Genomic DNA, 25,410 nt, shown 5'->3' with positions numbered 1-25,410 from the left:
ATGGAACTGCGGCTGCTCGTCACCTTCGAAAAAGTCGCGTCCGTACTCAGCTTCACGCAGGCCGCCGCCGAGCTGAAGTACGCCCAGTCAAGCGTCACCAGCCAGATCCGCTCCCTGGAGTCCTCGCTCGGCACCGAACTCTTCGACCGGCTCGGCAGCCGCATCCGCCTGACGGAGGCCGGTGAGCGCCTGCTCCCCTACGCCCGGCAGATCATCGAGCTGACGGACGAGGCACGGGCCGCGGTCGTCGACGCCGATGAGCCGACGGGCGCGATCGCGGTCGGCACGATGGAGTCGCTGACCTCCTACCGCCTGCCCCCGCTGCTCGAACTCTTCCACCACCGCTACCCCAGGGTGCAGCTCTCCCTGCGCCCCACGCTGGGCGACGAGACCCGGCACGCGCTGCGGCAGGGGACGTACGACGTCGGGTTCCTGATGGAGCGCGAGACCGAGCACGCGGGCCTGGAGACCGAGGTCCTGGCCGAGGAGCCGCTGGTCCTGGTCTGCGCTCCGACCCATCCGCTGGCCGCGCACGGGGCGGACTCTCTCGCCACGGGCGATCTGGCGGCGGTGCAGCTGGTCGGGACGGAGCCGGGCTGCCCCTACCGGGATCTGTTCGAGGACGAGCTGCGGGTGCGCAACGGCGGCCCGCCGCCCTTCATGGAGTTCGGCACGATCGAGGCCACCAAGCGGGGTGTCGCCGGTGGCCTCGGGGTGGCGCTCCTGCCGCGGATGGCGGTGCGGGATGAGCTGGCTTCCGGGGTGCTTGTCGCGCTGCCGTGGGAGCCGCCGTTCGTCCTTTACACACAGCTCGCGTGGCGGTCGGGGAAGCGGCTGCCCGCTCATGTGCGGCTCTTCATCGAGCAGTCGGTACGGCTGGTGCGGGAGCAGGCAGCACAGTCGCCGAACCCGTGACCACCTTCGGTGACTTGGCCCGGTTGACCTTGAGGCTCGCGAGGACGATCAGCGGGACGCCGAGGGCCTGGACGAGCCCGATGTGGTGCCCGTAGACGGCCCAGTCGGCGACCATCGCGACCGCCGGGTACGTGAAGGCGAGTACGGCGATCTTGGCGGTGGGCAGCTTCGCGTACGCCGCGTACATCAGGACGTACATCAGGCCGGTGTGAATGACGCCGAGCCCCACGAGCCAGCCCCATCCGGTGCCCGTTCCGCTCATCGCTCCGAAGTCGGAGAAGGGCAGCAACAGCGGGACGCCGACGAGGACTTGGATCAGGGCGATGAGGTGGGGGCGTACGCCGGTGATGCGTTTGGTGACGAGCGTGGAGAGGCCGTAGAGCAGCGCGGCGATGAGCGCGAAGCCGATGCCGGTGAGCGAGCCGAGGTCGCCGGGGCGCACTCCGGAGACCAGGACGAGCCCGGCGAACGCGGTGGCCAGCCACATGAGTTGATGCCTGGTCAGGCGCTCGCGGAAGATGACCGCGCTGAGCAGCACGAGCAGGAACGGCTGCGTGTGGTAGACGACGGTCGCGAGCGAGATCGAGGTGGCCTCGTACGCCTTGAAGAGGAACACCCAGTTGAAGACGATGAACGCGCCGCCGAGCGCGGCGAGTCCGAGCTTCTTCGGGGTGATGCCGTGGTCGCGGAAGTAGCCGCGGGCGAAGGCGTAGGCGCCCAGGGCGAGCGCGCCGAAGAGCACCCGGAAGAACACGACGTTGAACGCCGACGCACCGGATTCGACGACGAATACACCGAGGGTGCCGGAGAGCATCATCGCGGCGGTGAGCTGGGCCGTGCCCTTGTTCTCTGCGGTCATGGAGGTCATGGAGGTCATGCCCAAGAAGCTACGAGCGGACGTATGCCCTGGTCCACGAGCCAGTGGGGCGTCCTGCCGATGGGGTCATCGGCGGGGACGATGGCCCCGGTCGTGGCGGACCGGTCGGGCCGCAGGGCCAGCGCGAGCAGCCCGGGGAAGCGGGCGTCGAACTCCTCCCGGCGGAGCCTGTTGGACCGGCGTGGCCCCTAGGGCCCTTCTGATGGATCTCCGAGGGAGAAGGCGCGGCGTTCGGTGCGTGCCATCGGCGTGTGGTGTGAAGGGTCATGTGGCGGAGTCACCTGTCCCTTTGCGCCGTGCGGCGAGGGTGCGTGCCGGGCGTCGCGACGCCGCGGAGATCCATCAGAAGGGGCCCTGGTCCCGCTGCTCGACGAGGCCCGCTCCTCTCAGCACCCCGAAGTGATGACTCAGCGCCGCCTTGCCGACGGGCACGTCGAAGCCGCCGGTCACGGCGGAGTTCGCGCTGGCGGACGCTTCCGAGACCCATCGCTTGATGGGCGCGCGCACGGGCACGGGGAAGCTGCTGCTGCGGGTGGCGGGCTGATCGCGACGCCTGCCGGGCACCGGCGTCGCGATCAGCCCGTGACGCTCAGGGGCGCTGACCCGCCTTGTCGACGACGACGCGCTTCAGGACGGCGGTGTGGGCGGTCACCGTGCCCTTCTTGAAGCCCATCGGCAGATCCTCGACCGCCACCTGCCGCTCGCCGAGGAACTGCTTGGTCTTCTTGTCGAAGATCAGCTCCTGCCGCTCGCCGTCGTTCTCGCGCGTGATGGCCACACCATGCCGTCCCGCCGCGTCCACCGCGTCCCCGCGCACCTCGACGCCGGGGATCTTCGACGCGGCGAGGTAGAGCGCGGCGGCCTGCTTCGGCGGCATCAGAGCACCGCAGAGGTCGCCGACCTGGACGAACGCGTTCTGATCCTTGCTCTCGCCCCCCGAGGCCACCCGGTAGAGCCAGTCCCGCATGTTGACCGGGTCAGTCGGCAGCTTCTGCAGGCTGCGGTAGTGGGAGTCGCCCTCCGCCAGGGGCAGGTCCGGTGGCATGCGCTCGTGGTCGAAGTGGTCGACACGGTCGTTCACCACCTCCGTGTGCTTGCCGTCCACCGAGTTCCAGTACTCCCGGACGTGCAGGGGCTGGATGCGGGCCTTCTCGTCGCTGCCCGTCTCCATGTACCTCTCTTTGGTCTTGATGTACACGAACTGGTCGTCGCGCAGGCCCTTCGGGGCGGGCTGCGCCTTCGCCGCCGCGGCGATCTCCTCCAGCATCTGCACGGTCTCCTTCGACGGTGGCCCCGCCTGCGCCGCCTGATCGCCGAACGGCGAGGCGACAAGCACGCCCGCCGCGACGGCCACGGCGGTCGCTCCCGCGACGAGCGCGGGCCGGAACCAGACCTTGGAACTCTTCCTCGGCTCGGCCGCTGCGGCCTCGCTCTGCCGGATCTCGGTCAACAGGTGCTCCCTGAGCAGGTGATGACGGGCCGACGGAAGGTCACGCTCGCGAAATTCACTCATCGGTTTCCCTCCCTGATGGGCCCGACCGCGGTGGTGCGGTCATCTCTCATCTGTCCGCGCCCGGCAGGCGGTTCCATATGTTTCGCGAGTTTCGTCCGGGCCCGCGAAAGGCGCGAGCGTACTGTCCCGACCGGCACCCCGAGCGCCTCCGCCGCCGCCACATAGCTCAGCCCCGACCACACGCACAGCGCGAGGACCTCGCGCTCGGCACGCCGCAGGGTCGCCAGGGCCGCCCGTACGAGAGCGAGCTGCTCCTTGTCGTCGATGCGCTCGGCGACCTCGTCGGCGAAGTCGGCCACGGTCTCGTCGCGCGGCAGCCGTGCGACCGCGGCGGCGTGCCGCCGGGCGGCGCGGCGCGCGTTGCGGGTCACGTTCGTGGCGACACCGAGCAGCCACGGCCGCAGCGAGCCGCCGTCCTCGTCAAGCTTGCCCCGCAGCCGCCACGCCTCCAGGAAGGTGAGCGACACCATGTCCTCCGCCGTCGACCAGTCCCCCGTCAGGCGGTAGGCGTGGTTGTAGACGGAGCGCGCGTACGCGTCGAAGACCTCGCCGAAGGCGTCGGCGTCCCCGTTCCTGATGCGGACGCGCAGCGCTCTGCGGCGGGCCTGAAGTTCCCGAAATTCCCCCTGGTTCGTCTCCACACCCTCTGACTGTCCGTACGACGAAGGCCGGTTCCCGTGGCCTGGAGAACAGGTCACGCGAACCGGCCCCGGAGGCCGTGCGAGAAGGGTGTCAGACGCCCGCGTACGAGTGCTTGCCGGTGACGAAGATGTTCACGCCGTAGTAGTTGAACAGCCAGCAGCCGAAGGCGATCAGGGCCAGGTAGGCGGCCTTGCGGCCCTTCCAGCCCGCTGTCGCGCGTGCGTGCAGGTAGCAGGCGAAGGCGACCCAGGTGATGAAGGACCAGACCTCCTTGGGGTCCCAGCCCCAGTAGCGGCCCCACGCGTCGCCGGCCCAGATCGCGCCCGCGATGATCGTGAACGTCCACAGCGGGAAGACCGCGGCGTTCACGCGGTAGCCGAACTTGTCGAGCGAGGCCGCGGCGGGCAGCCGCTCCATGACGGACGTGGCGAACCTGCCGGGCTGACCGCCGCGCTCCAGCTTCGCCTCGTAGCTGTCCCGGAAGAGGTAGAGCACCGTGGCGACGCCACCGACGTAGAAGCACGCACCGCAGAAGATCGCGGTGGAGACGTGGATCCACAGCCAGTACGAGTGCAGGGCGGGGACCAGCTGGTCGCTGGCGGTGTACAGGACGGTGACGGCGAGTCCGAGATCGAGGAGGACCGTGGTGATCAGCGGAAGGCCGAGCCAGTTGACGTTCTTCTTCAGCGCCATGAGCACGAGGTACACGCCGACGGCCATCGTGGAGAACGTCAGGTTGAACTCGTACATGTTGCCCCACGGCGCCCGCTGCACCGAGAGGGCGCGGGTGAGCACACCGCCGAACTCGACGAGGAACCCGAGCACGGTGAGGGACACGGCGATACGGCCGTAGAGGTCGCCCTTCTCGTCACCGGCCGCGGCGCCGGGACCGTCCGGCACGTCACGGCGTCCCGCGGCGGAGCGGGTGACGACCTTGGGGGCGGTCTGCGGCCGGTCGAGGACGGCGGTGCCGCCCTTCGCCTTGGCGGTGACCGCGGGCGCCTCGACGGCGGCGTCGGTCTTCGCGGTGATCGCGGATGCCGTGCGGGCGACCTTGCTGCGGCTGCCGAGGATCCACTCCGCCATGTGCGCGAAGAAGGCAAGGAGATAGACGGCCATCGCGGAGTAGATCAGCACATTGCTGATGCTCGCGAGGTTCTCGTTCGGTTCGGCGGCGAGGGTGGTGGCGAGATTCACTTCTCAGCCCCTTCGGCAGGAACAACTTGGGGGGTGGAATCGGCATGCCCGGAACCGGCATGTCCGGCTTGGTCTGCGTCGGGCGCGCTCGGCGCCTTCTCATGGAGGTGCGCGGCGAGGCCGCCGAGTTCTTCGGGCAGCTTGGCGGACTCGCTGCGGCCGAGCCCGGCCATCTCGACGACGGTGACGCCGTCGGCGCCCCGGGCGGCCCGCACCCACACGCGGCGGCGCTGGATGAACAGCGATCCGGCGAGGCCGGCGATGGCGGAGATCGCTCCGACAAGGGCCCACATGCTGCCGGGCTGCTGGGAGACCTGGAAGGTCGCCCAGCGCTTGATGTCCTTGTCGAAGGTGATCGAGCCCGCGCCGTTCGGCAGCTTCATCGTCTCGCCGGGCCGCATCCGCTGCTTGAGCAGTTCGCCCTTGGAGTCCTTGAACTTGTCCATCTTGCTGGTGTCCAGCTGATAGACGTTCTGCGGAAGGCCGGAGTCCACACCGAGGCTCCCGTGGTACGCGGAGAGCGCGAGCACGGGATTGTCGAGGGCGGGGAACTGGGAGAACATCTGGCCGTGGCCCTCGCCCGCGAACGTGGGCACGAAGAAGGCGTTGAAGCCGAGCTGTTCCTTCTTGCCGCTCTTGTCGCGGTAGCCGTCGAGGACCTTGACGGCGCCGGTGGCCGTGCCGTTGGAGTCGATCGGCAGGAGCGGCACCGACTGGGTGCTGACGACCTTGCCCTTCCCGTCGCGCACGGTGACGGTCGGCGCGTAGCCGTGTCCGATCAGGTAGACCTTCGAGCCGTCGACCTCAAGCGGCTTGTTGACCTCGATGGCCTTCTTCTTCTCGGGGCCGTCGACACCCTCGCTGTAGGTGACGTTCGCCCGGTAGGTGCGGGCCGTGCCCTTCTCGGGGCCCTTGCGCTCGAACGTCGAGTCGAAGCTGTCCAGCTTGAAGCTGAACGGCGCCAGGTCGTCGGTGTTGAAGAGGTTGCCGGACTTGAAGTTGTCGTACTGGGTGAGGGTGTTGGAGAACCCGTCGCCCTGGACGATGAGCTTGCCGCCCTCGGACTTGAACAGGGCGCCGACGGCGAAGGCCACCAGGAGCACGATCAGCGAGATGTGGAAGAAGAGGTTGCCCGCCTCTCGCAGGTAGCCCTTCTCCGCGGCGACGGACGCCCCCGCATCTCCCTTGCCGGTCGTGAGGTCCGCGCGGAACCGACGGCCCTTGAGCAGGCCGAGGGCTGCCTCGTGGATCTGCTCGGGCTCGGCCTCGGTGCGCCACGTGGTGTACGCGGGCAGCCGGTCGAGCCGTTTGGGTGCGCCCGGCGGGCGGCCGCGCAGCTGGCCGACGAACTGCCAGGTGCGGGGCACGATGCAGCCGATGAGGGAGACGAAGAGAAGGATGTAGATCGCCGAGAACCACACCGAGCTGTAGACGTCGAACAGCTGGAACTTCTCGTAGAGCGGCCCGAGCGTGGTGTGGGCCTTCTTGAAGTCCGCGACCTTCAGCTCGTCGATGCTGGTCTGCGGGATCAGGGAGCCCGGGATCGCGCCGAGCGAGAGCAGCAGAAGGAGGAGCAGCGCGACCCGCATCGAGGTCAGCTGCCGCCACATCCAGCGCACCCAGCCGAAGGCCTCACGGCCCGCCCAGGCCAGCAAGCCCGCGGCACCGGGTGCGCGCTTCCCGCCGAAGGATCCGGGCATCGCCCGGTCCACGGGTGCGGTGGAGAGCTGGGAGCCCGCGGCGCCCAGCTCGTTCTGCTCTTCAGGGGCTTCGGTCTTGCTCATGGATCAGATTCCCACCGTGTAGCCGTTGGACCAGACCTGCATCTGCTGCAAGATGCTGTCCCAGACGCCGGTGACAAGCAGCAGTCCGGTCGCGATCATCATGATGCCGCCGATGCGCATGACCCAGACGTAATGCTTCTTGACCCAGCTGAACGCGCCGAGCGCCTTGCGGAAGGCGATCGCCGCGAGGATGAACGGGACTCCGAGTCCCAGGCAGTACGCGACGCTCAGTATGGCCCCGCGGCCCGCGCTCGCCTGATCGAGGGCCAGCGCGTTGACGGACGTGAGTGTCGGCCCGACGCAGGGCGCCCAGCCGACGGCGAACAGCGCGCCGAGTACGGGAGCGCCCGCGAGCCCGGCGGCGGGCTTCTTGTGGAAGCGGAACTCCCGCTGGGACAGCCACGGCATGAGCCCCATGAAGAAGATGCCGAGGACGATCATCAGTGCGCCGAGCACCTTGGTGATGACGTCCTGGTACTGCTGCAGGTTCTGCCCGGCGTAGCCGAAGAGCGCGCCCGTGGAGACGAAGACGGCGGTGAAGCCGAGCACGAAGAGCCCGGCCCCCGCGGTCATCCGCCCCCGCTTGGCCTCCGCGAGATCCGTGCCGCCGACCCCGGTGACGTAGGACAGATAGCCCGGCACGAGCGGCAGGACGCACGGCGAGAAGAAGGAGACGAGGCCGCCGAGCAGTGCGACGGGGAGCGCGAGGAGGAGCGCTCCGTTCATGACGGTCTGGTTCGCTTCGCCGACGGCGGCGATGGTCTGGTGCGCTTGGCCGACGGCGGCGATGCTCTGGTGCGCTTCGCCGACGGCGGCGAGAGTGGACATCACGGGGAGATCACTTCTCCGCGATCAGCGGGTCGATCATCTTGCGCAGGTTCTTCTCGCTGAGCGCCTGCTGCGAGCGGGCCGCGATCTTGCCCTCCCGGTCCAGGACGATCGTGGAGGGGATGTACTTCGGGTTCATCGTGCCCTTGGGGAAGCGCAGCATCAGCTTGCCCATCGGATCGTGCAGGCTCGGGTAGGAGATCTTCCACTCCTTCTCGAACGCGATCGCCGGGTCCTTCTGCGGGTCGCGGGTGTTGATCCCGACGAACTGCACGCTCTTGTACTTGGCGTCCCTGGAGACCTTCGAGAAGTTCGGCGCCTCGGCCCGGCAGGGCGAACACCAGGAGCCCCAGACGTTCAGGACGACGATCTTGCCCTTGTAGGCGTCGACGTCGAGGTGCTTGCCCGTGAGGGTCTCCCCTTCGAGCTTCGGCCCGTCCTGGCGCTCGCCCTTGTCGGCGGTGGCGATGCCGTCGGAGCCGGTGACGAAGTTGGTGTTCCCGGAGCCGCCGGACGTGCCGCCCGAGCTGCACGCCGACAGGGTCAGCGCGGCGACCGCGGCCCCAGCGCCCAGAAGGACGGTGCGGCTGCGGCTACGGCTACGGCTACGGCTACGGCTACGGCTGCGGTTCGTGCTGTGTGGGGCGCGGCAGGCGGCACTCATGTGAAAAGTTTCGCATGTCTGTTTCGGGGATCTTCCGCACCCCCCGGGGTTGCGGAAAGTCCCATTTCAGACGGCCTTTCCGAGTCCCTTCCAGCCGGCTGCGGGCGCCTGGCCGACCTCAAGACCTTGCAGGTCGGCGAGGACCTTCGGGTCCTGGACGTCGAGCCAGTCGACGAACTGCCTGAACGAGACGAGGCGTACGTCCTTCTTCCCCGCGATGTGCTTCAGGGCCTCCTCGACGGCGTCCATGTAGATGCCGCCGTTCCACTCCTCGAAGTGGTTGCCGATGAAGAACGGCGCGCGGTTGGACTCGTGGGCCCGCTTGAATCCGGCTATGTAGGACTCGGCGGCCTGCTTGCGCCAGCCCGGGTAGTTGGCCGGCGGCGCCTTCGTGGAGTTCTGCGACTGGTTGGCCAGGATGTTGTAGTCCATGGACAGGACCTCGAAGGTGTGGCCCGGGAACGGCATCGCCTGCAGCGGCAGGTCCCAGACGCCCATCTTCTTCTGGGGCCAGCGCTGACGGCCGCCGGGCGACGAGGCGTCGTAACGCCAGCCGAGCTTCTTCGCCGTCGGCAGCAGGTTGTCCTGGCCGAGGAGGCACGGGGTGCGGCCGCCGACGAGTTCCTTGTCGTAGTCGAAAGGCAGCGACGGCAGATCGGTCCAGCCCGTATTCGTGCGCCATTCCTTGACGAACGAGATGGCCTGGTCGATTTCGCTCTGCCATTGTGCGGACGTCCAGTTGGCGACCGTGCCGCTGCCCGTGCAGAAGTGTCCGTTGAAGTGCGTGCCGATCTCATGGCCTTCGAGCCAGGCCTGCCGGACGTACTTCAGCGTCTCCTTGATGTGACCGTCGGTGAGATAACCGATGTCGGAGGCGCCGACTCCGTTGTTCGGCGGCTTGTAGAGACGCTTCTTGGATTCGGGAAGGAGATAGAGCCCGGAGAGGAAGAACGTCATCTTCGCGTCGTGCTCCTCGGCCAGCTTCAGGAAGCGCGGGAAGAGGCCGTTGCCGACCTCGCCCGCACCGTCCCAGGAGAAGACCACGAACTGCGGAGGCGTCTCGCCAGGCTCCAGGGGCACGGGCTTGGCCGGCTGCTTCGGCTGCTTTCCCGTGTACGAGGTCGAACCGTCGCCGATCGGCTTCGCCGGACGCTTGCCCGCGCCCTTGCCCGGACCCGCGGAACCGCCCGAGCCACCGCTGCCGCCCGTGCCGCAGCCCGCGAGACCCAGAGCGGCCGCGGACCCCACTCCGAGACCGAGCATTCCCCTGCGACTGATGTCGCGCATTCCATCCCCATTCGTCGTGCTCGTCGTCCATGCACGATGGACGCCCCCTTAGAGGGCATGACGAACAATGGGGTTCCTGGCAACAGGTACATATTTAGCGCCTGTTACCAAGAGTGGACATTCAGTGGACATTCAGTCGCCGGGTAATTACTCGACGTCGACAACGAATCGGCCGACAGTGAGCCGGCAACGAATCGAAGGCGCACCGCGCACCCCGGACGGGATCGGGTTATGCGCCGAACGCCTTGGCCTTCCCCTTCACCGGCTTGGCGCCCGCGAGGAGATGCGCGGGGACGAGATCCCGCGCCGGTTCGGTGTACCCCACCGACACGATCTTGTCGCCGCGGTACGTGAACGTCGTCAGCGAGGCGAGCGTGCACTGCCGCTTGCGCGGGTCGTGCCACAGGCGCCGCTTCTCCACGAAGCTCCGCACGATCCAGATCGGCAGCTGATGGCTGACGCACACCGCTTCATGCCCGCGGGCCGCGTCCTTCGCGGCGTCCAGGGCGCCCATCATCCGCACGACCTGCTCCACGTACGGCTCACCCCAGGACGGCTTGAAGGGGTTGACCAGGTGCTTCCAGTTCTCCGGGTTCTTCAGGGCGCCGTCGCCCACGCCGAAGGTCTTGCCCTCGAAGACGTTGCCCGCCTCGATGAGCCGCCCGTCTGTCGCCAGATCCAGGCCCTGCGCCTTGGCGATCGGCGTCGCCGTCTCCTGCGCGCGGTCGAGCGGCGATGCCACGACGTGCGTGATGTCACGCGGGGCGAGGTGCTCGGCGACCCGGTCGGCCATCTGCCTGCCGAGCTCGGAGAGGTGGTAGTCGGGAAGGCGCCCGTAGAGGATGCCCTCCGGGTTCTCCACCTCGCCGTGGCGCATCAGGTGGACGACGGTGAGCTCGCTGTCCGCGCTCATGCGGTGGCCTCCGTGGATTCAGTGGCTTCGGCGGCCGCGCGCGCGGCACTCGGCAGGGCCGCGGCGATCCGCTCGATGGCCCGCTCGTCATGGGCGGTGGACACGAACCAGGACTCGAAGGCCGACGGCGGCAGATACACGCCCTGCGACAGCATCGAGTGGAAGAACGCGGTGAAGCGGAACGACTCCTGCGTCTTCGCGTCGTCGTAATTACGCACGTCGCCGTCGGTGAAGAAGACGGAGAACATGTTCGACGCGTTCTGCAGCCGGTGCGCGACGCCCTCCTTGGAGAGCGCCTCGGTGACCAGGCCGCGCAGCTGCTCCGAGACGGCGTCGACCTTCGCGTACGCCGCGTCGTCGAGCAGACGCAGCTGCGCGAGGCCCGCGGCCGTCGCGACCGGGTTCCCGGACAGCGTGCCCGCCTGGTAGACGGGACCGGTCGGGGCGAGGTGCTCCATGACGTCCGCACGGCCTCCGAAAGCGGCGGCCGGGAAGCCGCCGCCCATGACCTTGCCGAAGGTCATCAGATCGGGCCGCACACCGTCGACGCCGAACCAGCCCGCCTTCGACGTACGGAAGCCGGTCATCACCTCGTCCGAGATGTACAGCGCGCCGTTCTCCCGGCACAGGTCGGCGAGCCCCTGGTTGAAGCCCTCACGCGGCGGAACGACGCCCATGTTGCCCGGCGACGCCTCGGTGATGACGCACGCGACCTCACCGGCGTTCGCGGCGAACGCGGCACGCACGGCGTCGAGGTCGTTGTACGGGACGACGATCGTGTCGCCCGCCTGGGCGCCGGTGACGCCCGGGGTGTCAGGAAGCCCGAAGGTGGCGAGACCGGAGCCTGCCGCGGCGAGCAGCGCGTCCACGTGACCGTGGTAGCACCCGGCGAACTTGATGATCTTCGCGCGGCCGGTGAACCCGCGCGCGAGACGGATCGCGGACATCGTCGCCTCGGTGCCGCTGGACACGAGCCGCACCTGCTCGACGGGCGCGATGCGCGCGACGATCTCCTCGGCGAGCGCGACCTCGCCCTCGCCGGGCGTGCCGAAGGACGTGCCGCGGGCGACGGCCTCCTGGACGGCGGCGATCACATCGGGGTGGGAGTGGCCGAGGATCATCGGCCCCCACGAGCAGACGAGGTCGACGTACTCACGGCCGTCGGCGTCCGTGAGGTACGGACCGGTACCGGACACCATGAAGCGGGGCGTACCACCCACAGCGCGGAAAGCGCGCACGGGAGAGTTCACACCGCCGGGTGTCACGGCCGCCGCACGGTCGAAGAGAGTCTGCGAAACTGGGGCGCTATACGGGAAGCTCACATGAACCATGGTGTCAGAGGCTTCGGACATCCTGCGGACAGGTGTTTCACTCCACGTTTTAGCCGGTGACCGTGGGGGAGGTCACTGACACGATGATCGGGTTGCGTGGCGGGGGCCGCGAGGCCTAGAAAAGCAGGGGCGGGCGCCCTGGGAAAAGCAGTCGGGTGGAGATATGCATCGCGGTGGCGGACTGGGCGAGGGGACCGACGGCCTGGGTCCGCGGCGTGCCCGGCGGATCGGCAAGCACCGGCGCGAGGCGGAAGCGGCCGAGGCGGCTGCTCTGGCACGGGGCGAGACGGAGCAGGACCGGGCGGGAACCAGGAGTGGCCGGGTGGGCGGGGTGACCTACAAGTACTTCGGAGCCCCGGACGGCGCGACCGCCGCCCGAGTGCCCATCTCGATGCGCCCTGAAGAGCTCGGCGGTGACGAGCTCGGCATGAACGGCATGTTCACGAAGATCAAGCCGGAGACGGTGGCCGCGATGGTCCTGACCGGCATCGAGGGCATACCCCTGTCCAAGGTGCCCCCGCTCGAACTGGTCGTCCTGCACCCCGACTACGCCGTGGTGAAGCTCCCCATGACGGTCGTCGATCCGCTGCGCGGCATCGGCGAGGAGTCGGTCGGCGCCGCGGCGTTCATCTGGTCCACGGTCCCCGACCGCGGCGGCCCGCGCGACGCGTTCAACGTCTACCAACTGCTGCACGAATGGCAGGACTTCAGCCACCGGCTGCATGACGCGGGGCATCAGGCGTACTGCCTGGTGTGGCCGTGACGGGGCATCAGGCGCACTGCCTGGTGTGGCTGTGACCTGAAGCCCCGCGTACGGATCTACTCCGGCCGCAGCGCCGCCAGTTGCTGCTCGAAGGGGATCAGCTCCTCGGCCAGCCCCTCGTCCCGCACCGGCGCGGGGCGCATGATTCCGGCCAGTTCGGCCGCGCCCCTCTCGACGCGCTCGTCCAGGCCGTCCGCGCCCCAGTCCTCGGACGCCGCGTACACGGCCGTCGGTACGACCACCGCCCGCAGATAGGCGAACAGCGGGCGCATCGCGTGTTCCAGGACCAGCGAATGCCGTGCGGTGCCGCCGGTCGCCGCGATCAGGACCGGCGTACCGGCGATCGCGTCCTTGTCCAGAACGGTCAGCACGTCGAAGAACGACTTGAACAGTCCGCTGTACGACGCGGAGAAGACCGGCGTGACGACGATCAGGCCGTCCGCGCTCTTCACCGCTTCCGCCGCCGCGCTCAGCTCAGGACCCGGGAATCCGGTGACGTAGTTGTGCGCGATCTCCACGGCCAGGTCGCGGAGTTCGACGACCTGGATCTCCACGTCGGCGTGGCGTCCGGTGGCCGCCGCGAGACGGTCGGCGAGGAGACGGGTGGAGGAGGGGACGCTCAGTCCCGCGGAGACGACGACGAGCTTCATGCGGTGACTCCCTTCTCGCTCTGCTGGGCCTTCTCGCTCCGGTGGGCCGACACGCGTGCGGCATGGGTGGGTGCGTCCGGGACCGTCGCCGGGCGGTTCTTGGCGAACTCCTCGCGCAGGACCGGGACGACTTCCTCGCCGAGGATGTCCAGCTGCTCCAGGACGGTCTTGAGGGGCAGGCCCGCGTGGTCCATCAGGAACAGCTGCCGCTGGTAGTCGCCGACGCTGTCACGGAAGGACAGCGTCCGGTCGATCACCTGCTGCGGGGAGCCGACGGTCAGCGGCGTCTGCGAGGTGAACTCCTCAAGCGAGGGCCCGTGGCCGTAGACGGGCGCGTTGTCGAAGTACGGCCTGAACTCCTTCACCGCGTCCTGGGAGTTCTTCCGCATGAACACCTGACCGCCGAGCCCGACGATCGCCTGCTCCTCGGTGCCGTGCCCGTAGTGCGCGAACCGGCGGCGGTAGAGGTCGACCATCTTCTTGGTGTGCTCCTGCGGCCAGAAGATGTTGTTGTGGAAGAAGCCGTCTCCGTAGTACGCGGCCTGTTCGGCGATCTCCGGGGAGCGGATGGAGCCGTGCCAGACGAAGGGCGCGACGCCGTCGAGCGGGCGGGGCGTCGAGGTGAACGACTGCAGGGGCGTACGGAACTTGCCCTCCCAGGTCACGACGTCCTCGCGCCACAGGCGGTGCAGCAGGGCGTAGTTCTCGACGGCGAGGTTGATGCCCTCCCGGATGTCCTTGCCGAACCACGGGTACACCGGGCCCGTGTTGCCACGGCCCATCATCACGTCGGCCCGGCCGCCGGCCAGGTGCTGGAGCATCGCGAAGTCCTCGGCGATCTTCACCGGGTCGTTCGTCGTGATGAGGGTGGTGGAGGTGGAGAGGATCAGGTTCTCGGTACGGGCGGCGATGTAGCCGAGCATCGTGGTGGGCGAGGAGGGGACGAACGGCGGGTTGTGGTGCTCGCCGGTCGCGAAGACGTCGAGCCCGACCTCCTCCGCCTTCAGCGCGATGGCCACCATGGCCTTGATGCGCTCGTGCTCGGTGGGGGTGCGGCCCGTGGTGGGGTCCGGCGTCACGTCGCCGACGCTGAAGATCCCGAACTGCATGCCGGATCCGGACTGCATGACTGACTCACTCTCCGCAGGTTGTTGACGCTTCAACTATACCTACGGAACGGTGGAGTGCCAGGGGGTATTCCCCGGGCGGCTTCGGGCCCGACCGCGGAGGGGTCCGGCGGGAACGGGCGGACAGGGCCCGATCGCAGAGGGATAACGGATATCGGGCGAACAGGCCCCTACGGCGTCCAGCGGGGGTCGCGTCCCGTCTCGGCCAGGAGCCGCTCCAGCTCACCGGCCCCCTCGGGCACGGCGACCGGCTCCCCGAAGACGCCCATCTTCCGGGCCGTCGGACCCAGGCCCGCGACCGATTCCCGCAGTGCGGCGACCACGCCACTGCTCTCGGGGGCGGCCTCGTACTCCTGGCCCGTCGCGCGGGCCAGATCCCAGGCGTGCACCGTCAGATCGAGCAGCACCATGCAGCCGACGGTCCTCGCGGGCATGTCCATCGCGCCCGTGGTGCCCTCTTCGGCGCCGGGCGCGGACCAGGCGGCGACCAGCTTTCCGGCCTCGTCGGCGAAACGGTCGCGCCAGTCGGGGTTCTCGGCCACGAAATCAGGGGCTTCGGCACCGAACTCGGAGTTCCGCTTGGCGGCCAGCGCCTGGAACTGGACGATCACCTGAACGAGGTGGTTGACCAGGGCCTTCACGTCGTACTCGGCACAGGGCGTGGGGGCGGCGATGCGGTCGTCGGGGATGGCGCGGACCACCGGGACGGCATGGGCCGTGGCCGCCTTCAGGAGATCGGCGATGCTGTTCTCGGTCACGCCGGTCACGCCGGTCACGTCATTCATGTCATTGGTGTCAGTCATGACATGACGGTAGGGCGGCGGGCGCTCCCGCGGCTTGAAGAAACGCGACACGGCTGACAGGCCGGGCCCCGGCATACGATCCAGCGGCATACGATCCGGCCATGGCCGACGTCTCCGCCCCGCGCAGCGACACCAGGGGCATCGTCGACGCCGCCGGACTCTTCGCCCGCGTACGCTTCCGCCGTCTCGCGCCGGGCGCCGCCTCCCTGCATCCGTACGTGGAGCAGTACTGGCTGATCGACTGGGACCTCACAGAGCCGTATGCCTCGCACATCGTGCCGCACCCGTCCGTGAACGTCGTCTTCCAGACACTCCCCGGGCAGGAGCCCTTCGCCGAGGTCGCGGGGGTCGGGCTCGGCCTCTTCACGCAGAAGCTGGAGGGGCGGGGGAGGGTGTGCGGGGTGAAGTTCCGGCCGGGCGGTTTCCGGCCGTTCGCCCCATCGGCGCCGGTGTCCGCGTGGACGGGGCGGCGGCTGCTGCCGCTGGACGAGGTCTTCGGGGAGGTCCCCGAGGGTGCGCTCGACGCGGTGCTCTCCCCCGACGAGGAGCACGCGCGCGTGGCCGGGCTCGATGCCTTCCTGCTGAGCATCGGGCCCGCGCCCGATCCACAGGCGGACCTCGCCATGGCCCTCGCCGAACGCATCCGCGCGGACCGCGGGATCCGCCGGGTCGGCCCGTTCGCAGAGGCGGAGGGCATGTCGGTACGGGCGCTGCAACGGCTCTTCTCGGCGTACGTGGGCGTAGGACCGAAGTGGCTGATCCTGCGCCACCGGATCCACGAGGCGCTGGATCGGGCGGAGAGGGACACGGAGGTGGACTGGGCGGATCTGGCCGCGACGCTGGGCTACGCCGACCAGGCCCACCTGATCCGGGACTTCACGGCGACGGTGGGGGTGCCCCCTACGGCTTACTCTCCGCACTGAGGCTCAGGTCGACGCCCGGCCCACGCTCAGGTCGACGCCCGGCCCACGCTCAGGTCCACGCCCAGCCCACGCTCAGGTCGACGCCCAGCCCACGCTCAGGTCGCGCTCAGGTCCACGCTCCAGTCGTTGCACCGCATCCAGTGCCCCTTCGGATACTCGAAGTCGTACTCGCCCCCCTGCGTGAACCCGGCCTTCCGGCACACCCCGTTGGAAGCCGCGTGGTCCGCCGCGGGGAAGGCGTGCAGCTGCCGGTGACGGCCCGCGGCCCGAGCCTCCTCCACCACAAGGCGCGCGGCCGTCGCCGCGATGCCCCGTCCCTGGAACCAGGGCAACACGCCCCACCCCGTCTCCCACACGGGCTCTCCCTGCCAGATCGTCTCCCAGTACCCGATGGACCCGACGGACCCGACGGCGTCACCGTCGAGCGCTATCCGGAACATGCGCCCCCGCTCCTCAAGCGCCAGATAGCGGTGATGCCGGGCCACCAACTGCTCGTGTGTCTCCGGGCCGCCCAAATGCGCGGTCATCTCGGCGGAGTTGCAAGCGACCAACAGCTCGAAGTCACCCTCCGACCAGGGAACCAGACTCGGACCAACCAGCGGCGATCTCTCCATGCCCGCCACGGTACGGCGAGGGTCTGACAACGGGCCCCGGGAAAGAAACGGCCCCGGGGAAAGACCGGGAGAACCGCCCGAGGGCCTGCCGCCTCCGGCACCCGCCCGGGTCCGTGCCACGATCTCCCCATGCTCGCCGTCGCCCGCTCCGTAGCCCTCTTCGCCGTAGCCGCACTCTTCGAGATCGGCGGCGCCTGGCTCGTCTGGCAGGGCGTGCGCGAGCACAAGGGCTGGGCCTGGATCGGCGCGGGCGTCATCGCCCTCGGCGTCTACGGCTTCGTGGCCACGCTCCAGCCCGACGCCGAGTTCGGCCGCATCCTCGCCGCGTACGGCGGGGTCTTCGTCGGGGGCTCGATCGCCTGGGGCATGGTCGCCGACGGCTACCGGCCGGACCGCTGGGACGTGACGGGGGCCCTGATCTGCCTCGCCGGAATGGCGGTCATCATGTACGCGCCACGAACCCGCTAGGCAGGCGACTTATCCTGGCGGAACAGGCCAGGAACGTACGCACGTCCAAGGAGCAACCATGACCGCCGCGCCCGCCGCCACCCGCATCGCGATCGTCACCGGCGCGAGCAGCGGCATCGGCGCCGCCACCGCGCGCGGACTCGCGGCCGCCGGCTACCGCGTCGTCCTCACCGCCCGCCGCAAGGACCGCATCGAGGCCCTCGCCGCCGAGATCACGGCCGCGGGACACGACGCGATGGCGTACGCGCTCGACATCACCGACCGCACGGCCGTGGACGAGTTCGCCACCGCCTTCCGCAAGGTCGCCGTCCTGGTCAACAACGCGGGCGGCGCGCTCGGCGCCGACACCATCGCCACCGGCGACCCCGCCGACTGGCGCCAGATGTACGAGACGAACGTCATCGGCACCCTGAACGTCACCCAGGCCCTGCTCCCCGCGCTCACCGAGAGCGGCGACGGCACCGTCGTGGTCCTCTCCTCCACGGCCGGGCACGGCACGTACGAGGGCGGCGGTGGCTACGTGGCCGCCAAGCACGCCGAGCACGTCCTCGCCGAGACCCTGCGCCTGGAGATCGTCGGCACCCCGGTCCGCGTCATCGAGGTCGCCCCCGGCATGGTCAAGACGGAGGAGTTCGCCACGACCCGCTTCGGCGGCGACACGGAGAAGGCCGCGAAGGTCTACGCGGGCGTGGCCGCCCCCCTCACGGCCGGCGACGTGGCGGACACGATCACCTGGGCGGTGACCCGCCCGCCCCACGTGAACATCGACCTCCTGGTGGTCCGCCCCCGCGCCCAGGCCTCGAACACGAAGGTCCACAGGGAACTCTGACGCCGGAGCCCGTACGCGGGAACGAGGTGGCCGCAGGCGGAACGAGGTGCCCGTACGCGGGAATGAGGTGCTTGCTCGCGGGCAGGGGATGCTTGCGCGGCAGTTAGCCGGGCACGGTCGTGCCAGTCACGCCGTCGATGGGCGCTCGCGCCGAAGGAGAAGCGGCCTATGACACAGGGCGAACCTGCCACCAAGAACCCGGACAAAGGCTATGTAGCACTTCTTGGCTGGAGTCTCAATGCGGTGGAAGCCCTAGATCGATTCGACCGGCGATACGTCGTCGTGGCCCCGGAGTGGGCAGAAAAGTACTGCGTCGAGCACGACATCCCCTACCTGCCGTGGAATTTCGAACGGCTCAACGACCGCTCAGTGGAGATCGCCGAGACCCTCCGGGACGAGGGTGTCGACGTCGCGATCCCGCTGTACGAGGAGACGGTCGAATGGGCAGGGGCGATCAACTCCGTCCTCCTCGGCAACCCGCGGCTGTACGGTCAGGCCCTGCTGCTTCGGGACAAGGCGCTGATGAAGCGCCGCGCGCAACTCGGCGGCATCCGGGTCGGAATCTTCGAGGAAGCCCACGACCGGGACGACGTGACCCGCTTCCTCAAGCGCGTCAATCAGACCCTGCTCAAGCTGGACGGCGACCCGAACGACCCGATCCACCTCAAGGCGTTCGACAAGGCAGGATGCCTCGGGCACCGCGTCATCCGCACCCCGGACGAGGTCGACACGATTCCGGACGAGGAGTTCCCGGTCCTCATGGAATCCCACCTCGACGGCTGGGAGTTCGCGGTCGAGGCGTGGGTGCACAACGGGAAGATCAAGTTCCTCAACATCTCCGAATACGTCACGCTCGGATATTCGGTGTTCGTGCCGGCGACCCCGGAACTGGAGCGGTACCGCCCGCAGATCACGGCGCAGATCGAGAAGCTCATCAAGACGTTCGACATCGAGTTCGGCTTCGTGCACCCGGAGTATTTCGTCACCAGCGACGGCGAGATGTACTTCGGCGAGGTCGCCTACCGGCCGCCGGGCTTCAAGGTGTTCGAGTTGCTTGAACGGGCATACGGCTTCAACGCCTACCATGCGCTGGTGCTGGCATTCGACCCGAAGACGACCGAGGAGGAGATCGATGCCTTCTTCCCGCGCGAGGTCGTCGACGCGTCCGGGGTCGCCGGCTGCTTCGGCGTCTACCCGCGCCGCCGCGTCGTCAGCGAGCTCGAGATCCCGGCGGAGACCGAGGACGACGACTACTACGAGTCGCACGACCTCTCGACGCCGCTCGAGGAGACTGTCACCAAGAGGACCGCGTTCGGCACCCACTGGGGCCTGGTGTACTTCTTCGGTGATGACCCCTACCGGATGCGCGACCTGTTGAAGAAGCAGGAAGAGCTCGACTTCTACGTCTGACGACACCGTGGACGCAGGAGGCCAACCCGAGGGAAACCCTTTGAAACCGACCGTCGACGTCAACAGTGAGGCCACGACGCTGGACAAGCGCGTGACCTCACTCGACGACGCCATCCAGGCCATGGCCGAAACCCGCGACTTCGGCAAGCACACGAAGCTGCGGCGGGTCCTGGAAGCATTGCGGCGGGTGCTCACGCAGCCGGGCGGCGCCGCGGCGGTCCAGGCCAGGGCGCAGGCCCTTGAGGAGGCCGGGCTTTTCCAGGGGACGGACTGGGCGTCACCGGAGATCCTTGTCCCGGCGCTGGTCAGCGGGAGCCTGCACAGCTCGGACGCGGACACCGTCGTCATGGAGGCGACCAGCGAGCTGCGGATGCTCGCCGTCGCCCGCGGTGACTTCGCGCACCCGACGCTGCCCGCCGATGACGCCCGCCAGTTCCTCTCCCAGGTACTGGCGACCAACCTGGAACTGCTGTTCAGCTCGACCGGCGAGGCGGAGCGGATCCAGCAGGGCCGGACCGCACAGCTCGTCCGGGACCTGTTCCGCCGCCTCGCCGACGAGATCGGTTACGACAGCGTCCTGGACGGCCTGGTCGACGAGATCTGGCGGATCCTGCGCCAGCGTCCGATCCAGGTCGATGCGGTGCAGTCCCTGATCACCCGGATCTCGGTCCACCGCAACGACCCGGACGTCGCTCTCGGCGCGTCGTCGGGGCAGGGCATCGACCGGCTCGTCACGAGCCTGTTCGGGACCACCGAGGCGTGCCGGGACGACCCGGGCGTCGACGTCTTCCGCTCCCGGCTCGAGGCGATGGACGCCGGCGGCCTCCAGTACGAGGCGGCGGGGTTCGCGCGGGCGATGCACGACACCGGCCTGGTCTCCCCGTACCACGCGGAGCTGCTCCGGTTCCTGCTGCGCGAGAGCGACTACCTCGTCGGTGAGGCGCTCGGCCTCTCCGACACCGGCCGGAACTGCCTGATGCGCTTCAGCCAACTGGTGCACCGGCTGATCGAGGTGGCCGTCCACCCGCAGACCGCGCAGAGCGTCTACGGGCTCGCGCTGCTGCTCGACCGCGGCATCCTCTACGAGCCGCCGGTGGTGCCCGCGCTGTGGCGCCAGCTGTCGCTTGAGCTCTCCCCGGTCGCGCGGGAGCGGTTGACGACGGTCTTCGGCGACGTACCGGGGCCGCGGGAGCGTCTTGTCGCGGGGGTGCTCTCGATGCTGGGCCAGCCGCTCGGCGTCGGCCAGGGCGACAACCCCACCTGCCAGTCGGCCCGCGCCCTGTCGATGTGGTCCTACAACGACCCGGACTACCTGCTGCAGATGGTGGTCTGGGCGGCCCGCGACGACGAGATCCTCATGCACTTCGAGGGCCAGCCGATCTCGTCGAAGGACAGTGCGTCCGGAGTCGCGACCACGCTGCCGATGGACCTCGACCCCGTGTCGCTGCTCGTGGTGCCCCACCTGGACCGGATCTACGCCGAGATGGGGCGGCACTGCGCCGCCCGGCCGGGGGACCCGCACCGGTGGATCAACCCCGAGTTCCACGGCTGGTGGGCGTGCCGCGGGTTCCACATCAACGTCGACGTCGCCACCGGAAACCTGGTCGACCTCGACGAGTTCCTGCGGCAGTTCCACGCCGGCTACCACCCCTCCTACAACGGCGGGCAGCCGCTGATCCATCCGCAGCCGGCCGGCGTCGCCGTCACCGACAGCGCGGCCCGCTACGTCGGCTGGCACGCGATCACGATCCTGCGGGCCGCGCCGGACCCGCAGGACGTCATGCGCGTGTACTTCTTCAACCCGAACAACGACAGCGGCCAGGACTGGGGCGACGGCGTCGTCGTCTCCACCGCGGGCAACGGCGAGCGGTTCGGCGAGTCCTCACTGCCGTTCGACCAGTTCGCCTCGCGGCTCTACATCTTCCACGCCGACCCGCTGGAGCACGGCGAACCGGAGCGGGTGCCCGCCGAAGACATCGCGCGGATCATCGGCTACATCGAGCGCAGCTGGGGCAACGACCGGCTGCCCGCGGGGTCGCTGCAAGCCCTCGAAAGGCCCTCGCCCCTGTGAGCCCGGTGCCCCGGATGTAGATCGTGATCCTCGTGTCCGATCGTGATCCTCGTGTCCGGGGCGGGTTCTCGGTCCCGTGCGGAACAGCGGGTTCAGCCCTGTCAGCGCGTGGAACAGCGGCTTCAGCCCTTGACGCAGACGACCTGCTTCAGCTTCGCCACGACCTCGACGAGGTCACGCTGATGCTCCATGACCTGCTCGATCGGCTTGTACGCACCGGGGATCTCGTCCACGACGCCGGAGTCCTTACGGCACTCGACGCCCTGCGTCTGCTCTTCCAGGTCCCGCACCGAGAAGCGCTTCTTCGCCGCGTTACGGCTCATCCGCCGACCTGCGCCGTGCGAGGCCGAGTTGAAGGCCTTCTCGTTGCCGAGGCCCTTCACGATGTACGAGCCCGCGCCCATGGATCCCGGGATGATCCCGTAGTCACCGCTGCCGGCACGGATCGCGCCCTTCCTGGTGACCAGCAGGTCCATGCCGTCGTACCGCTCCTCGCTCACGTAGTTGTGATGGCAGCTGATCTCCGGTTCGAACAACGGCTTCGCCTTCTTGAACTCCTTGCGGACCACGTCCTTCAGGAGCGCCATCATGATCGAGCGGTTGTACTTGGCGTACTCCTGGGCCCAGAAGAGGTCGTTCCGGTACGCCGCCATCTGCGGGGTGTCCGAGACGAACACCGCGAGATCACGGTCCACCAGGCCCTGATTGAACGGGAGCTTCTGCGCGACGCCGATGTGGTGGTCCGCGAGCTCCTTGCCGATGTTCCTGGACCCGGAATGCAGCATGAGCCACACCGAATCGTCCGTATCCACGCAGACCTCTACGAAGTGGTTGCCCGCTCCGAGCGTGCCCATCTGCTTCGTCGCCCGCTCATGACGGAACTTGACCGCGTCGGCGATCCCGTCGAAGCGCGACCAGAAATCACCCCACGCGGACGTCCCGAACCCGTGCAGCCGCCCCGGGTCGACAGCATCGTCATGCATCCCCCGCCCCACCGGAATGGCCTGCTCGATCTTCGAGCGAAGCCGCGACAGATCCCCCGGCAGGTCGTTCGCCGTCAGGGACGTCTTCACCGCCGACATGCCGCAGCCGATGTCGACCCCCACCGCCGCCGGGCACACCGCGCCCTTCATGGCGATGACCGAACCGACCGTCGCGCCCTTGCCGTAGTGGACGTCCGGCATGACGGCCAGACCCTTGATCCAGGGCAGCGTCGCCACGTTCTGGAGCTGCTGGAGTGCCACGTCCTCGACCGAGGCCGGGTCCGTCCACATGCGGATCGGTACCTTTGCCCCGGGGACCTCCACGTACGACATAACGTCCTCATTCCCCCGTAGTTGAACAGAAGTTCTCAAAGTCTCTTAGCGCAAATACCGGATCCAAGATCCACGAAAGGGACGACGGACCGGCGTCCACGGCATTGCGTGCGATACACATTGTGTCCACCGGTCGCCCACCAGCGGCAACCGAATATCCCCGGCCAGAAGGAGCCCACACGGTGCAGCGGAAGGCCTACGTACCGGGCGTCGCAGCCCTCCTCACGGTGCTGCTCGCCGGCTGCACGGGCGGAGGCGCGCTCGGCGGCGAGCCGGACGACTCGAAGCCCGGCGACACCGGCGGCACGACCGCGGCCGCCGAGCCCGGCAAGTACCGCACGCTCCGCGAGCCCTGCAGCCAGGTCGACTCCGACTCGCTCGACTCGATGCTGCCCGGCATCAAGGAGATGCCGGACGAGAGCCAGCAGGAGAAGGCGTACGAGGGCGTGCCGACCGTCACGTACGACACCGACCGGCGTGTGGGCTGCCGCTGGAAGGTGGAGTCCTCGGACGCCACCCACCATCTGCTCGTCGACTTCGAGCGCGTCGTCTCGTACGACACCTCCGTGAGCGACGACACCCGCGCGACGGAGGTCTACTCCTCGAAGGCGCAGAAGGCCGACCTGTCCGAGCCCTCCGGCACCGCGACCTCCGAAGAGGGGGACGCCGCGGAGACCGAGCCAGGTACGGACGAGCCCGGCAAGGGGGACGAAAAGGGCACCGACGAGGGGAAGGGGAAAGGGAAGGGCGAGGGTGACGCGGGCGACAGTGACGCCTCAAGCGACTCCCCGCAAACCGGCGCCACACTCCCCGGCCTCGAGCCCCGCATCCTCGACGACCTGGGCGACGAGGCCTTCCTCGACGACGCGCTGACCACGTCCGCGTCCGCGACCCGGCACCGCACGGTGACTGTGGTGTTCCGCACGTCCAACGTCATCGTGACCGTCGAGTACGACGAGCAGCCGGGGCGTCGCACAGACATCCCCGGCAGCAAGGAAATGCAGGACAAGGCGCAGGAACTGGCCGGAAAGCTGGCCGACAAGTTCAGCGATTAGGGATGGTTTCGGTGGGTGCCCGACCCTCCGGAAGCGGAGTCGTCCGCGTCGGGCACGGCGTACCGTGGCCCATCGAACCGACGACAGCCGTCTTGAGCGACTTGAGTGAAGGAACCATGCACCGACCAGCACAGCGACTCACCCGCATTCTCACCTGCGCAGCCGCCGTTCCGGTGATCCTCATTGCCTCCGGCTGCTCCTCCGACTCCGACTCGGGCTCGGACGGGGCCAAGAAGGACTCGGGCTCGAAGGCTTCCGCCTCGGCCTCGGGCAAGGGCAAGGACAAGGCCGCGAGCGTGGAGAAGGCGGCGTTCAGCAAGCTGCCCGAGCCCTGCGACGTCCTGTCGAAGAAGTCGCTCGACGACCTCGTCCCGAAGGCCAAGGACAAGTCGGGCAAGGCGGGCACGTCCGACGACACGTCCGCGCGCGGCACCTGCTCCTGGGACAGCCTGGAGAACAACGGCGTCGACGGCTCGCAGTTCCGCTGGCTGCGCGTCTCGCTGATGCGCTTCGACTCGGACGCGTCCCTCGGCAGCGGCGCCAAGCGCGCGCAGAACAACTTCGCCAAGCAGGTCGCGGACGCGCAGGAGACGGACGGCGCGAAGAGCGTCAAGACGGAGCCGGTGCCGGGGATGGGCGACCAGACGACGGTCGTGCACTACGACCTGAAGAAGGACAAGGAGAACTTCAAGCAGCAGACGGTCGTGACGCGCGTGGAGAACGCCGTCGTCACGATCGACTACAACGGCGCGGGCCTCGCGGGCGACAAGGCGCCGAGCTCGAAGGACCTGTCCAAGTCCGCCGAGAAGGCCGCGAAGGAGGCCTCGGAAGCGGTCGTCGCCGCGAACAAGGCGGGCGGCGCCTCCTCCTCCCCCTCGAAGGGCTCGGACGACTCCAAGAAGTCGGACGCCCCCAAGTCGGACGACTCCAAGAAGTCCGACGACTCCAAGAAGTCCGATGACTCGAAGAAGTCCGACGACTCGAAGTCGGGCTCCAAGTCCAGCGACAAGCCCAAGAGCTGACGCCGGGCGGATAGACCGCGGCGCGCACCCACGCGGGCAACTCGCCGCGCAGTCAAGGCAGTTGTGGAGCCCGGCCCCTCTGGTGGCCGGGCTCCAGCCGTACCGGCACACCGTGTTCCGCATGCGTGTGCCAGGCTGTCGCTCGCAACAAACCGAACAGGGAGGGGTTCGCGGGTGGCCGCGATGCAGCTGACACGCACGCACCGAATACTCATCGGGGTGGTCGTCGCCGGTGCGGTCGTCATCGCCGGCATCGGTTTCGCGGGGTCGTACGCGGCCGTGCGCGAGCTCGCCGAGCAGAAGGGCTTCGGCAGCTTCTCGGCGGTCTTCCCGATCGGCATCGACGCGGGTATCTGCGTCCTGCTGGCCCTCGACCTGCTGTTGACGTGGATCCGTATCCCGTTCCCG

Annotated in this window: 25 protein-coding genes and 1 pseudogene; 10 read left to right on the top strand and 16 right to left on the bottom strand. The window is 68.8% G+C overall.

From position 1 onward, the window contains the following. Window positions 1–915: a LysR family transcriptional regulator gene (locus tag ACZ5CR_RS26855; protein ID WP_468861823.1), complete on the top strand. Its 915-nt coding sequence runs from the start codon at window positions 1–3 to the stop codon at window positions 913–915. Here ACZ5CR_RS26855 and ACZ5CR_RS26850 read toward each other — a convergent pair. The 11 genes and pseudogenes from ACZ5CR_RS26850 to hemL form a co-directional block, all read right to left on the bottom strand. Next, window positions 857–1,792, bottom strand: a complete 936-nt coding sequence (locus tag ACZ5CR_RS26850; RefSeq protein WP_468861821.1) for a DMT family transporter — start codon at window positions 1,790–1,792, stop codon at window positions 857–859. The genes ACZ5CR_RS26855 and ACZ5CR_RS26850 overlap by 59 nt on opposite strands. 348 nt (window positions 1,793–2,140) lie before the next feature. Then, window positions 2,141–2,356: pseudogene (locus ACZ5CR_RS26845) on the bottom strand (hypothetical protein); the annotation flags it as partial. Between the two features lie 25 nt (window positions 2,357–2,381). Further along, entirely contained in the window at window positions 2,382–3,305 is a 924-nt protein-coding gene (locus ACZ5CR_RS26840) for a CU044_5270 family protein (protein WP_468861819.1), read from the bottom strand. Beyond that, window positions 3,302–3,946 carry an RNA polymerase sigma factor gene (locus ACZ5CR_RS26835; RefSeq protein WP_468861817.1) on the bottom strand — a complete coding sequence of 215 codons (645 nt, stop codon included), beginning with the start codon at window positions 3,944–3,946 and terminating at the stop codon, window positions 3,302–3,304. Before ACZ5CR_RS26835 ends, ACZ5CR_RS26840 begins: the two co-directional genes overlap by 4 nt. A gap of 91 nt (window positions 3,947–4,037) precedes the next feature. After that, entirely contained in the window at window positions 4,038–5,144 is a 1,107-nt protein-coding gene (ccsB, locus tag ACZ5CR_RS26830) for a c-type cytochrome biogenesis protein CcsB (RefSeq protein WP_468861815.1), read from the bottom strand. Continuing rightward, on the bottom strand, window positions 5,141–6,928 hold the full coding sequence (resB, locus tag ACZ5CR_RS26825) for a cytochrome c biogenesis protein ResB (RefSeq protein ID WP_468861813.1): 1,788 nt from the start codon (window positions 6,926–6,928) through the stop codon (window positions 5,141–5,143). The genes ccsB and resB overlap by 4 nt, the downstream gene beginning before the upstream one ends. A 3-nt stretch (window positions 6,929–6,931) precedes the next feature. Continuing rightward, window positions 6,932–7,654, bottom strand: coding sequence for a cytochrome c biogenesis CcdA family protein (locus ACZ5CR_RS26820; RefSeq protein WP_389912833.1), 723 nt, complete (start codon window positions 7,652–7,654; stop codon window positions 6,932–6,934). Window positions 7,655–7,766: 112 nt separating this feature from the next. Next, window positions 7,767–8,420: a TlpA family protein disulfide reductase gene (locus ACZ5CR_RS26815; RefSeq protein ID WP_468861811.1), complete on the bottom strand. Its 654-nt coding sequence runs from the start codon at window positions 8,418–8,420 to the stop codon at window positions 7,767–7,769. Window positions 8,421–8,486: 66 nt separating this feature from the next. Next, window positions 8,487–9,707: a polysaccharide deacetylase family protein gene (locus ACZ5CR_RS26810; RefSeq protein WP_468861808.1), complete on the bottom strand. Its 1,221-nt coding sequence runs from the start codon at window positions 9,705–9,707 to the stop codon at window positions 8,487–8,489. A 229-nt stretch (window positions 9,708–9,936) separates the two neighbouring features. Continuing rightward, a complete protein-coding gene (locus ACZ5CR_RS26805; RefSeq protein ID WP_468861807.1) occupies window positions 9,937–10,620 on the bottom strand; it encodes a histidine phosphatase family protein in 684 nt (227 codons plus the stop codon). Then, on the bottom strand, window positions 10,617–11,951 hold the full coding sequence (hemL, locus tag ACZ5CR_RS26800) for a glutamate-1-semialdehyde 2,1-aminomutase (protein ID WP_468861805.1): 1,335 nt from the start codon (window positions 11,949–11,951) through the stop codon (window positions 10,617–10,619). Before hemL ends, ACZ5CR_RS26805 begins: the two co-directional genes overlap by 4 nt. Window positions 11,952–12,273: 322 nt before the next feature. On the opposite strand from hemL, the gene ACZ5CR_RS26795 reads away from it, so the two are divergent. Beyond that, a complete protein-coding gene (locus ACZ5CR_RS26795; RefSeq protein ID WP_371750165.1) occupies window positions 12,274–12,714 on the top strand; it encodes a hypothetical protein in 441 nt (146 codons plus the stop codon). Window positions 12,715–12,770: 56 nt separating this feature from the next. Here the strand turns inward: ACZ5CR_RS26795 and ACZ5CR_RS26790 are convergent, their stop codons facing one another. From ACZ5CR_RS26790 to ACZ5CR_RS26780, 3 genes are all read right to left on the bottom strand, one after another. Continuing rightward, window positions 12,771–13,364 carry an FMN reductase gene (locus ACZ5CR_RS26790; protein WP_468861802.1) on the bottom strand — a complete coding sequence of 198 codons (594 nt, stop codon included), beginning with the start codon at window positions 13,362–13,364 and terminating at the stop codon, window positions 12,771–12,773. After that, the gene (locus tag ACZ5CR_RS26785; protein WP_468862146.1) at window positions 13,361–14,473 is read right to left on the bottom strand and encodes an LLM class flavin-dependent oxidoreductase; all 1,113 of its coding nucleotides are present in this window, start codon (window positions 14,471–14,473) and stop codon (window positions 13,361–13,363) included. Before ACZ5CR_RS26785 ends, ACZ5CR_RS26790 begins: the two co-directional genes overlap by 4 nt. Window positions 14,474–14,661: 188 nt before the next feature. Continuing rightward, a complete protein-coding gene (locus tag ACZ5CR_RS26780) occupies window positions 14,662–15,294 on the bottom strand; it encodes a TIGR03086 family metal-binding protein (RefSeq protein WP_468861800.1) in 633 nt (210 codons plus the stop codon). A gap of 101 nt (window positions 15,295–15,395) precedes the next feature. Here ACZ5CR_RS26780 and ACZ5CR_RS26775 point away from each other — a divergent pair, with 101 nt between their 5' ends. Continuing rightward, window positions 15,396–16,217, top strand: a complete 822-nt coding sequence (locus tag ACZ5CR_RS26775) for an AraC family transcriptional regulator (protein WP_468861797.1) — start codon at window positions 15,396–15,398, stop codon at window positions 16,215–16,217. Between the two features lie 95 nt (window positions 16,218–16,312). Here ACZ5CR_RS26775 and ACZ5CR_RS26770 read toward each other — a convergent pair whose 3' ends face one another. Then, on the bottom strand, window positions 16,313–16,831 hold the full coding sequence (locus tag ACZ5CR_RS26770) for a GNAT family N-acetyltransferase (protein WP_468861794.1): 519 nt from the start codon (window positions 16,829–16,831) through the stop codon (window positions 16,313–16,315). A 129-nt stretch (window positions 16,832–16,960) separates the two neighbouring features. Between ACZ5CR_RS26770 and ACZ5CR_RS26765 the strand changes: the two genes are divergently transcribed. The 4 genes from ACZ5CR_RS26765 (at window position 16,961) to ACZ5CR_RS26750 (ending at window position 21,609) form a co-directional block, all read left to right on the top strand. After that, entirely contained in the window at window positions 16,961–17,299 is a 339-nt protein-coding gene (locus tag ACZ5CR_RS26765) for a YnfA family protein (protein WP_468861793.1), read from the top strand. 58 nt (window positions 17,300–17,357) lie between these two features. Beyond that, window positions 17,358–18,128: an SDR family NAD(P)-dependent oxidoreductase gene (locus ACZ5CR_RS26760; RefSeq protein ID WP_468861791.1), complete on the top strand. Its 771-nt coding sequence runs from the start codon at window positions 17,358–17,360 to the stop codon at window positions 18,126–18,128. A 168-nt stretch (window positions 18,129–18,296) separates the two neighbouring features. Further along, window positions 18,297–19,538: an ATP-grasp domain-containing protein gene (locus ACZ5CR_RS26755; RefSeq protein ID WP_468861790.1), complete on the top strand. Its 1,242-nt coding sequence runs from the start codon at window positions 18,297–18,299 to the stop codon at window positions 19,536–19,538. Between the two features lie 40 nt (window positions 19,539–19,578). Next, complete coding sequence (locus ACZ5CR_RS26750) at window positions 19,579–21,609, top strand: hypothetical protein (protein ID WP_468861788.1); 2,031 nt, start codon at window positions 19,579–19,581, stop codon at window positions 21,607–21,609. Between the two features lie 122 nt (window positions 21,610–21,731). Here the strand turns inward: ACZ5CR_RS26750 and ACZ5CR_RS26745 are convergent, their stop codons facing one another. Then, window positions 21,732–22,925, bottom strand: coding sequence for an RtcB family protein (locus tag ACZ5CR_RS26745; protein ID WP_468861786.1), 1,194 nt, complete (start codon window positions 22,923–22,925; stop codon window positions 21,732–21,734). A gap of 182 nt (window positions 22,926–23,107) precedes the next feature. Here ACZ5CR_RS26745 and ACZ5CR_RS26740 point away from each other — a divergent pair, with 182 nt between their 5' ends. The 3 genes from ACZ5CR_RS26740 to ACZ5CR_RS26730 form a co-directional block, all read left to right on the top strand. Beyond that, entirely contained in the window at window positions 23,108–23,980 is an 873-nt protein-coding gene (locus tag ACZ5CR_RS26740; RefSeq protein WP_468861783.1) for a DUF3558 domain-containing protein, read from the top strand. A 116-nt stretch (window positions 23,981–24,096) separates the two neighbouring features. Continuing rightward, window positions 24,097–25,002 (top strand): DUF3558 domain-containing protein, encoded by a 906-nt coding sequence (locus ACZ5CR_RS26735; protein ID WP_468861781.1) that lies wholly within the window; start codon window positions 24,097–24,099, stop codon window positions 25,000–25,002. A 174-nt stretch (window positions 25,003–25,176) separates the two neighbouring features. Then, window positions 25,177–25,410 (top strand): DUF2637 domain-containing protein (locus ACZ5CR_RS26730; RefSeq protein ID WP_468861780.1); only part of this gene is annotated, 234 nt, incomplete at its 3' end.

It is taken from the genome of Streptomyces sp. NPDC031274 (assembly GCF_055570235.1).
This window is presented reverse-complemented; position numbering and strand designations above follow the sequence as displayed.

Excerpts from the sequence above, each read along its gene's own strand:
- ACZ5CR_RS26855 (WP_468861823.1), top strand. The coding sequence starts at position 1 with ATGGAACTGCGGCTGCTCGTCACCTTCGAAAAAGTCGCGTCCGTACTC.
- ACZ5CR_RS26850 (WP_468861821.1), bottom strand. The coding sequence starts at position 1,792 with ATGACCTCCATGACCTCCATGACCGCAGAGAACAAGGGCACGGCCCAG.
- ACZ5CR_RS26840 (WP_468861819.1), bottom strand. The coding sequence starts at position 3,305 with ATGAGTGAATTTCGCGAGCGTGACCTTCCGTCGGCCCGTCATCACCTG.
- resB (WP_468861813.1), bottom strand. The coding sequence starts at position 6,928 with ATGAGCAAGACCGAAGCCCCTGAAGAGCAGAACGAGCTGGGCGCCGCG.
- ACZ5CR_RS26820 (WP_389912833.1), bottom strand. The coding sequence starts at position 7,654 with ATGAACGGAGCGCTCCTCCTCGCGCTCCCCGTCGCACTGCTCGGCGGC.
- ACZ5CR_RS26815 (WP_468861811.1), bottom strand. The coding sequence starts at position 8,420 with ATGAGTGCCGCCTGCCGCGCCCCACACAGCACGAACCGCAGCCGTAGC.
- ACZ5CR_RS26810 (WP_468861808.1), bottom strand. The coding sequence starts at position 9,707 with ATGCGCGACATCAGTCGCAGGGGAATGCTCGGTCTCGGAGTGGGGTCC.
- ACZ5CR_RS26805 (WP_468861807.1), bottom strand. The coding sequence starts at position 10,620 with ATGAGCGCGGACAGCGAGCTCACCGTCGTCCACCTGATGCGCCACGGC.
- hemL (WP_468861805.1), bottom strand. The coding sequence starts at position 11,951 with ATGGTTCATGTGAGCTTCCCGTATAGCGCCCCAGTTTCGCAGACTCTC.
- ACZ5CR_RS26790 (WP_468861802.1), bottom strand. The coding sequence starts at position 13,364 with ATGAAGCTCGTCGTCGTCTCCGCGGGACTGAGCGTCCCCTCCTCCACC.
- ACZ5CR_RS26785 (WP_468862146.1), bottom strand. The coding sequence starts at position 14,473 with ATGCAGTTCGGGATCTTCAGCGTCGGCGACGTGACGCCGGACCCCACC.
- ACZ5CR_RS26780 (WP_468861800.1), bottom strand. The coding sequence starts at position 15,294 with ATGACTGACACCAATGACATGAATGACGTGACCGGCGTGACCGGCGTG.
- ACZ5CR_RS26775 (WP_468861797.1), top strand. The coding sequence starts at position 15,396 with ATGGCCGACGTCTCCGCCCCGCGCAGCGACACCAGGGGCATCGTCGAC.
- ACZ5CR_RS26770 (WP_468861794.1), bottom strand. The coding sequence starts at position 16,831 with ATGGAGAGATCGCCGCTGGTTGGTCCGAGTCTGGTTCCCTGGTCGGAG.
- ACZ5CR_RS26765 (WP_468861793.1), top strand. The coding sequence starts at position 16,961 with ATGCTCGCCGTCGCCCGCTCCGTAGCCCTCTTCGCCGTAGCCGCACTC.
- ACZ5CR_RS26760 (WP_468861791.1), top strand. The coding sequence starts at position 17,358 with ATGACCGCCGCGCCCGCCGCCACCCGCATCGCGATCGTCACCGGCGCG.
- ACZ5CR_RS26755 (WP_468861790.1), top strand. The coding sequence starts at position 18,297 with ATGACACAGGGCGAACCTGCCACCAAGAACCCGGACAAAGGCTATGTA.
- ACZ5CR_RS26745 (WP_468861786.1), bottom strand. The coding sequence starts at position 22,925 with ATGTCGTACGTGGAGGTCCCCGGGGCAAAGGTACCGATCCGCATGTGG.
- ACZ5CR_RS26735 (WP_468861781.1), top strand. The coding sequence starts at position 24,097 with ATGCACCGACCAGCACAGCGACTCACCCGCATTCTCACCTGCGCAGCC.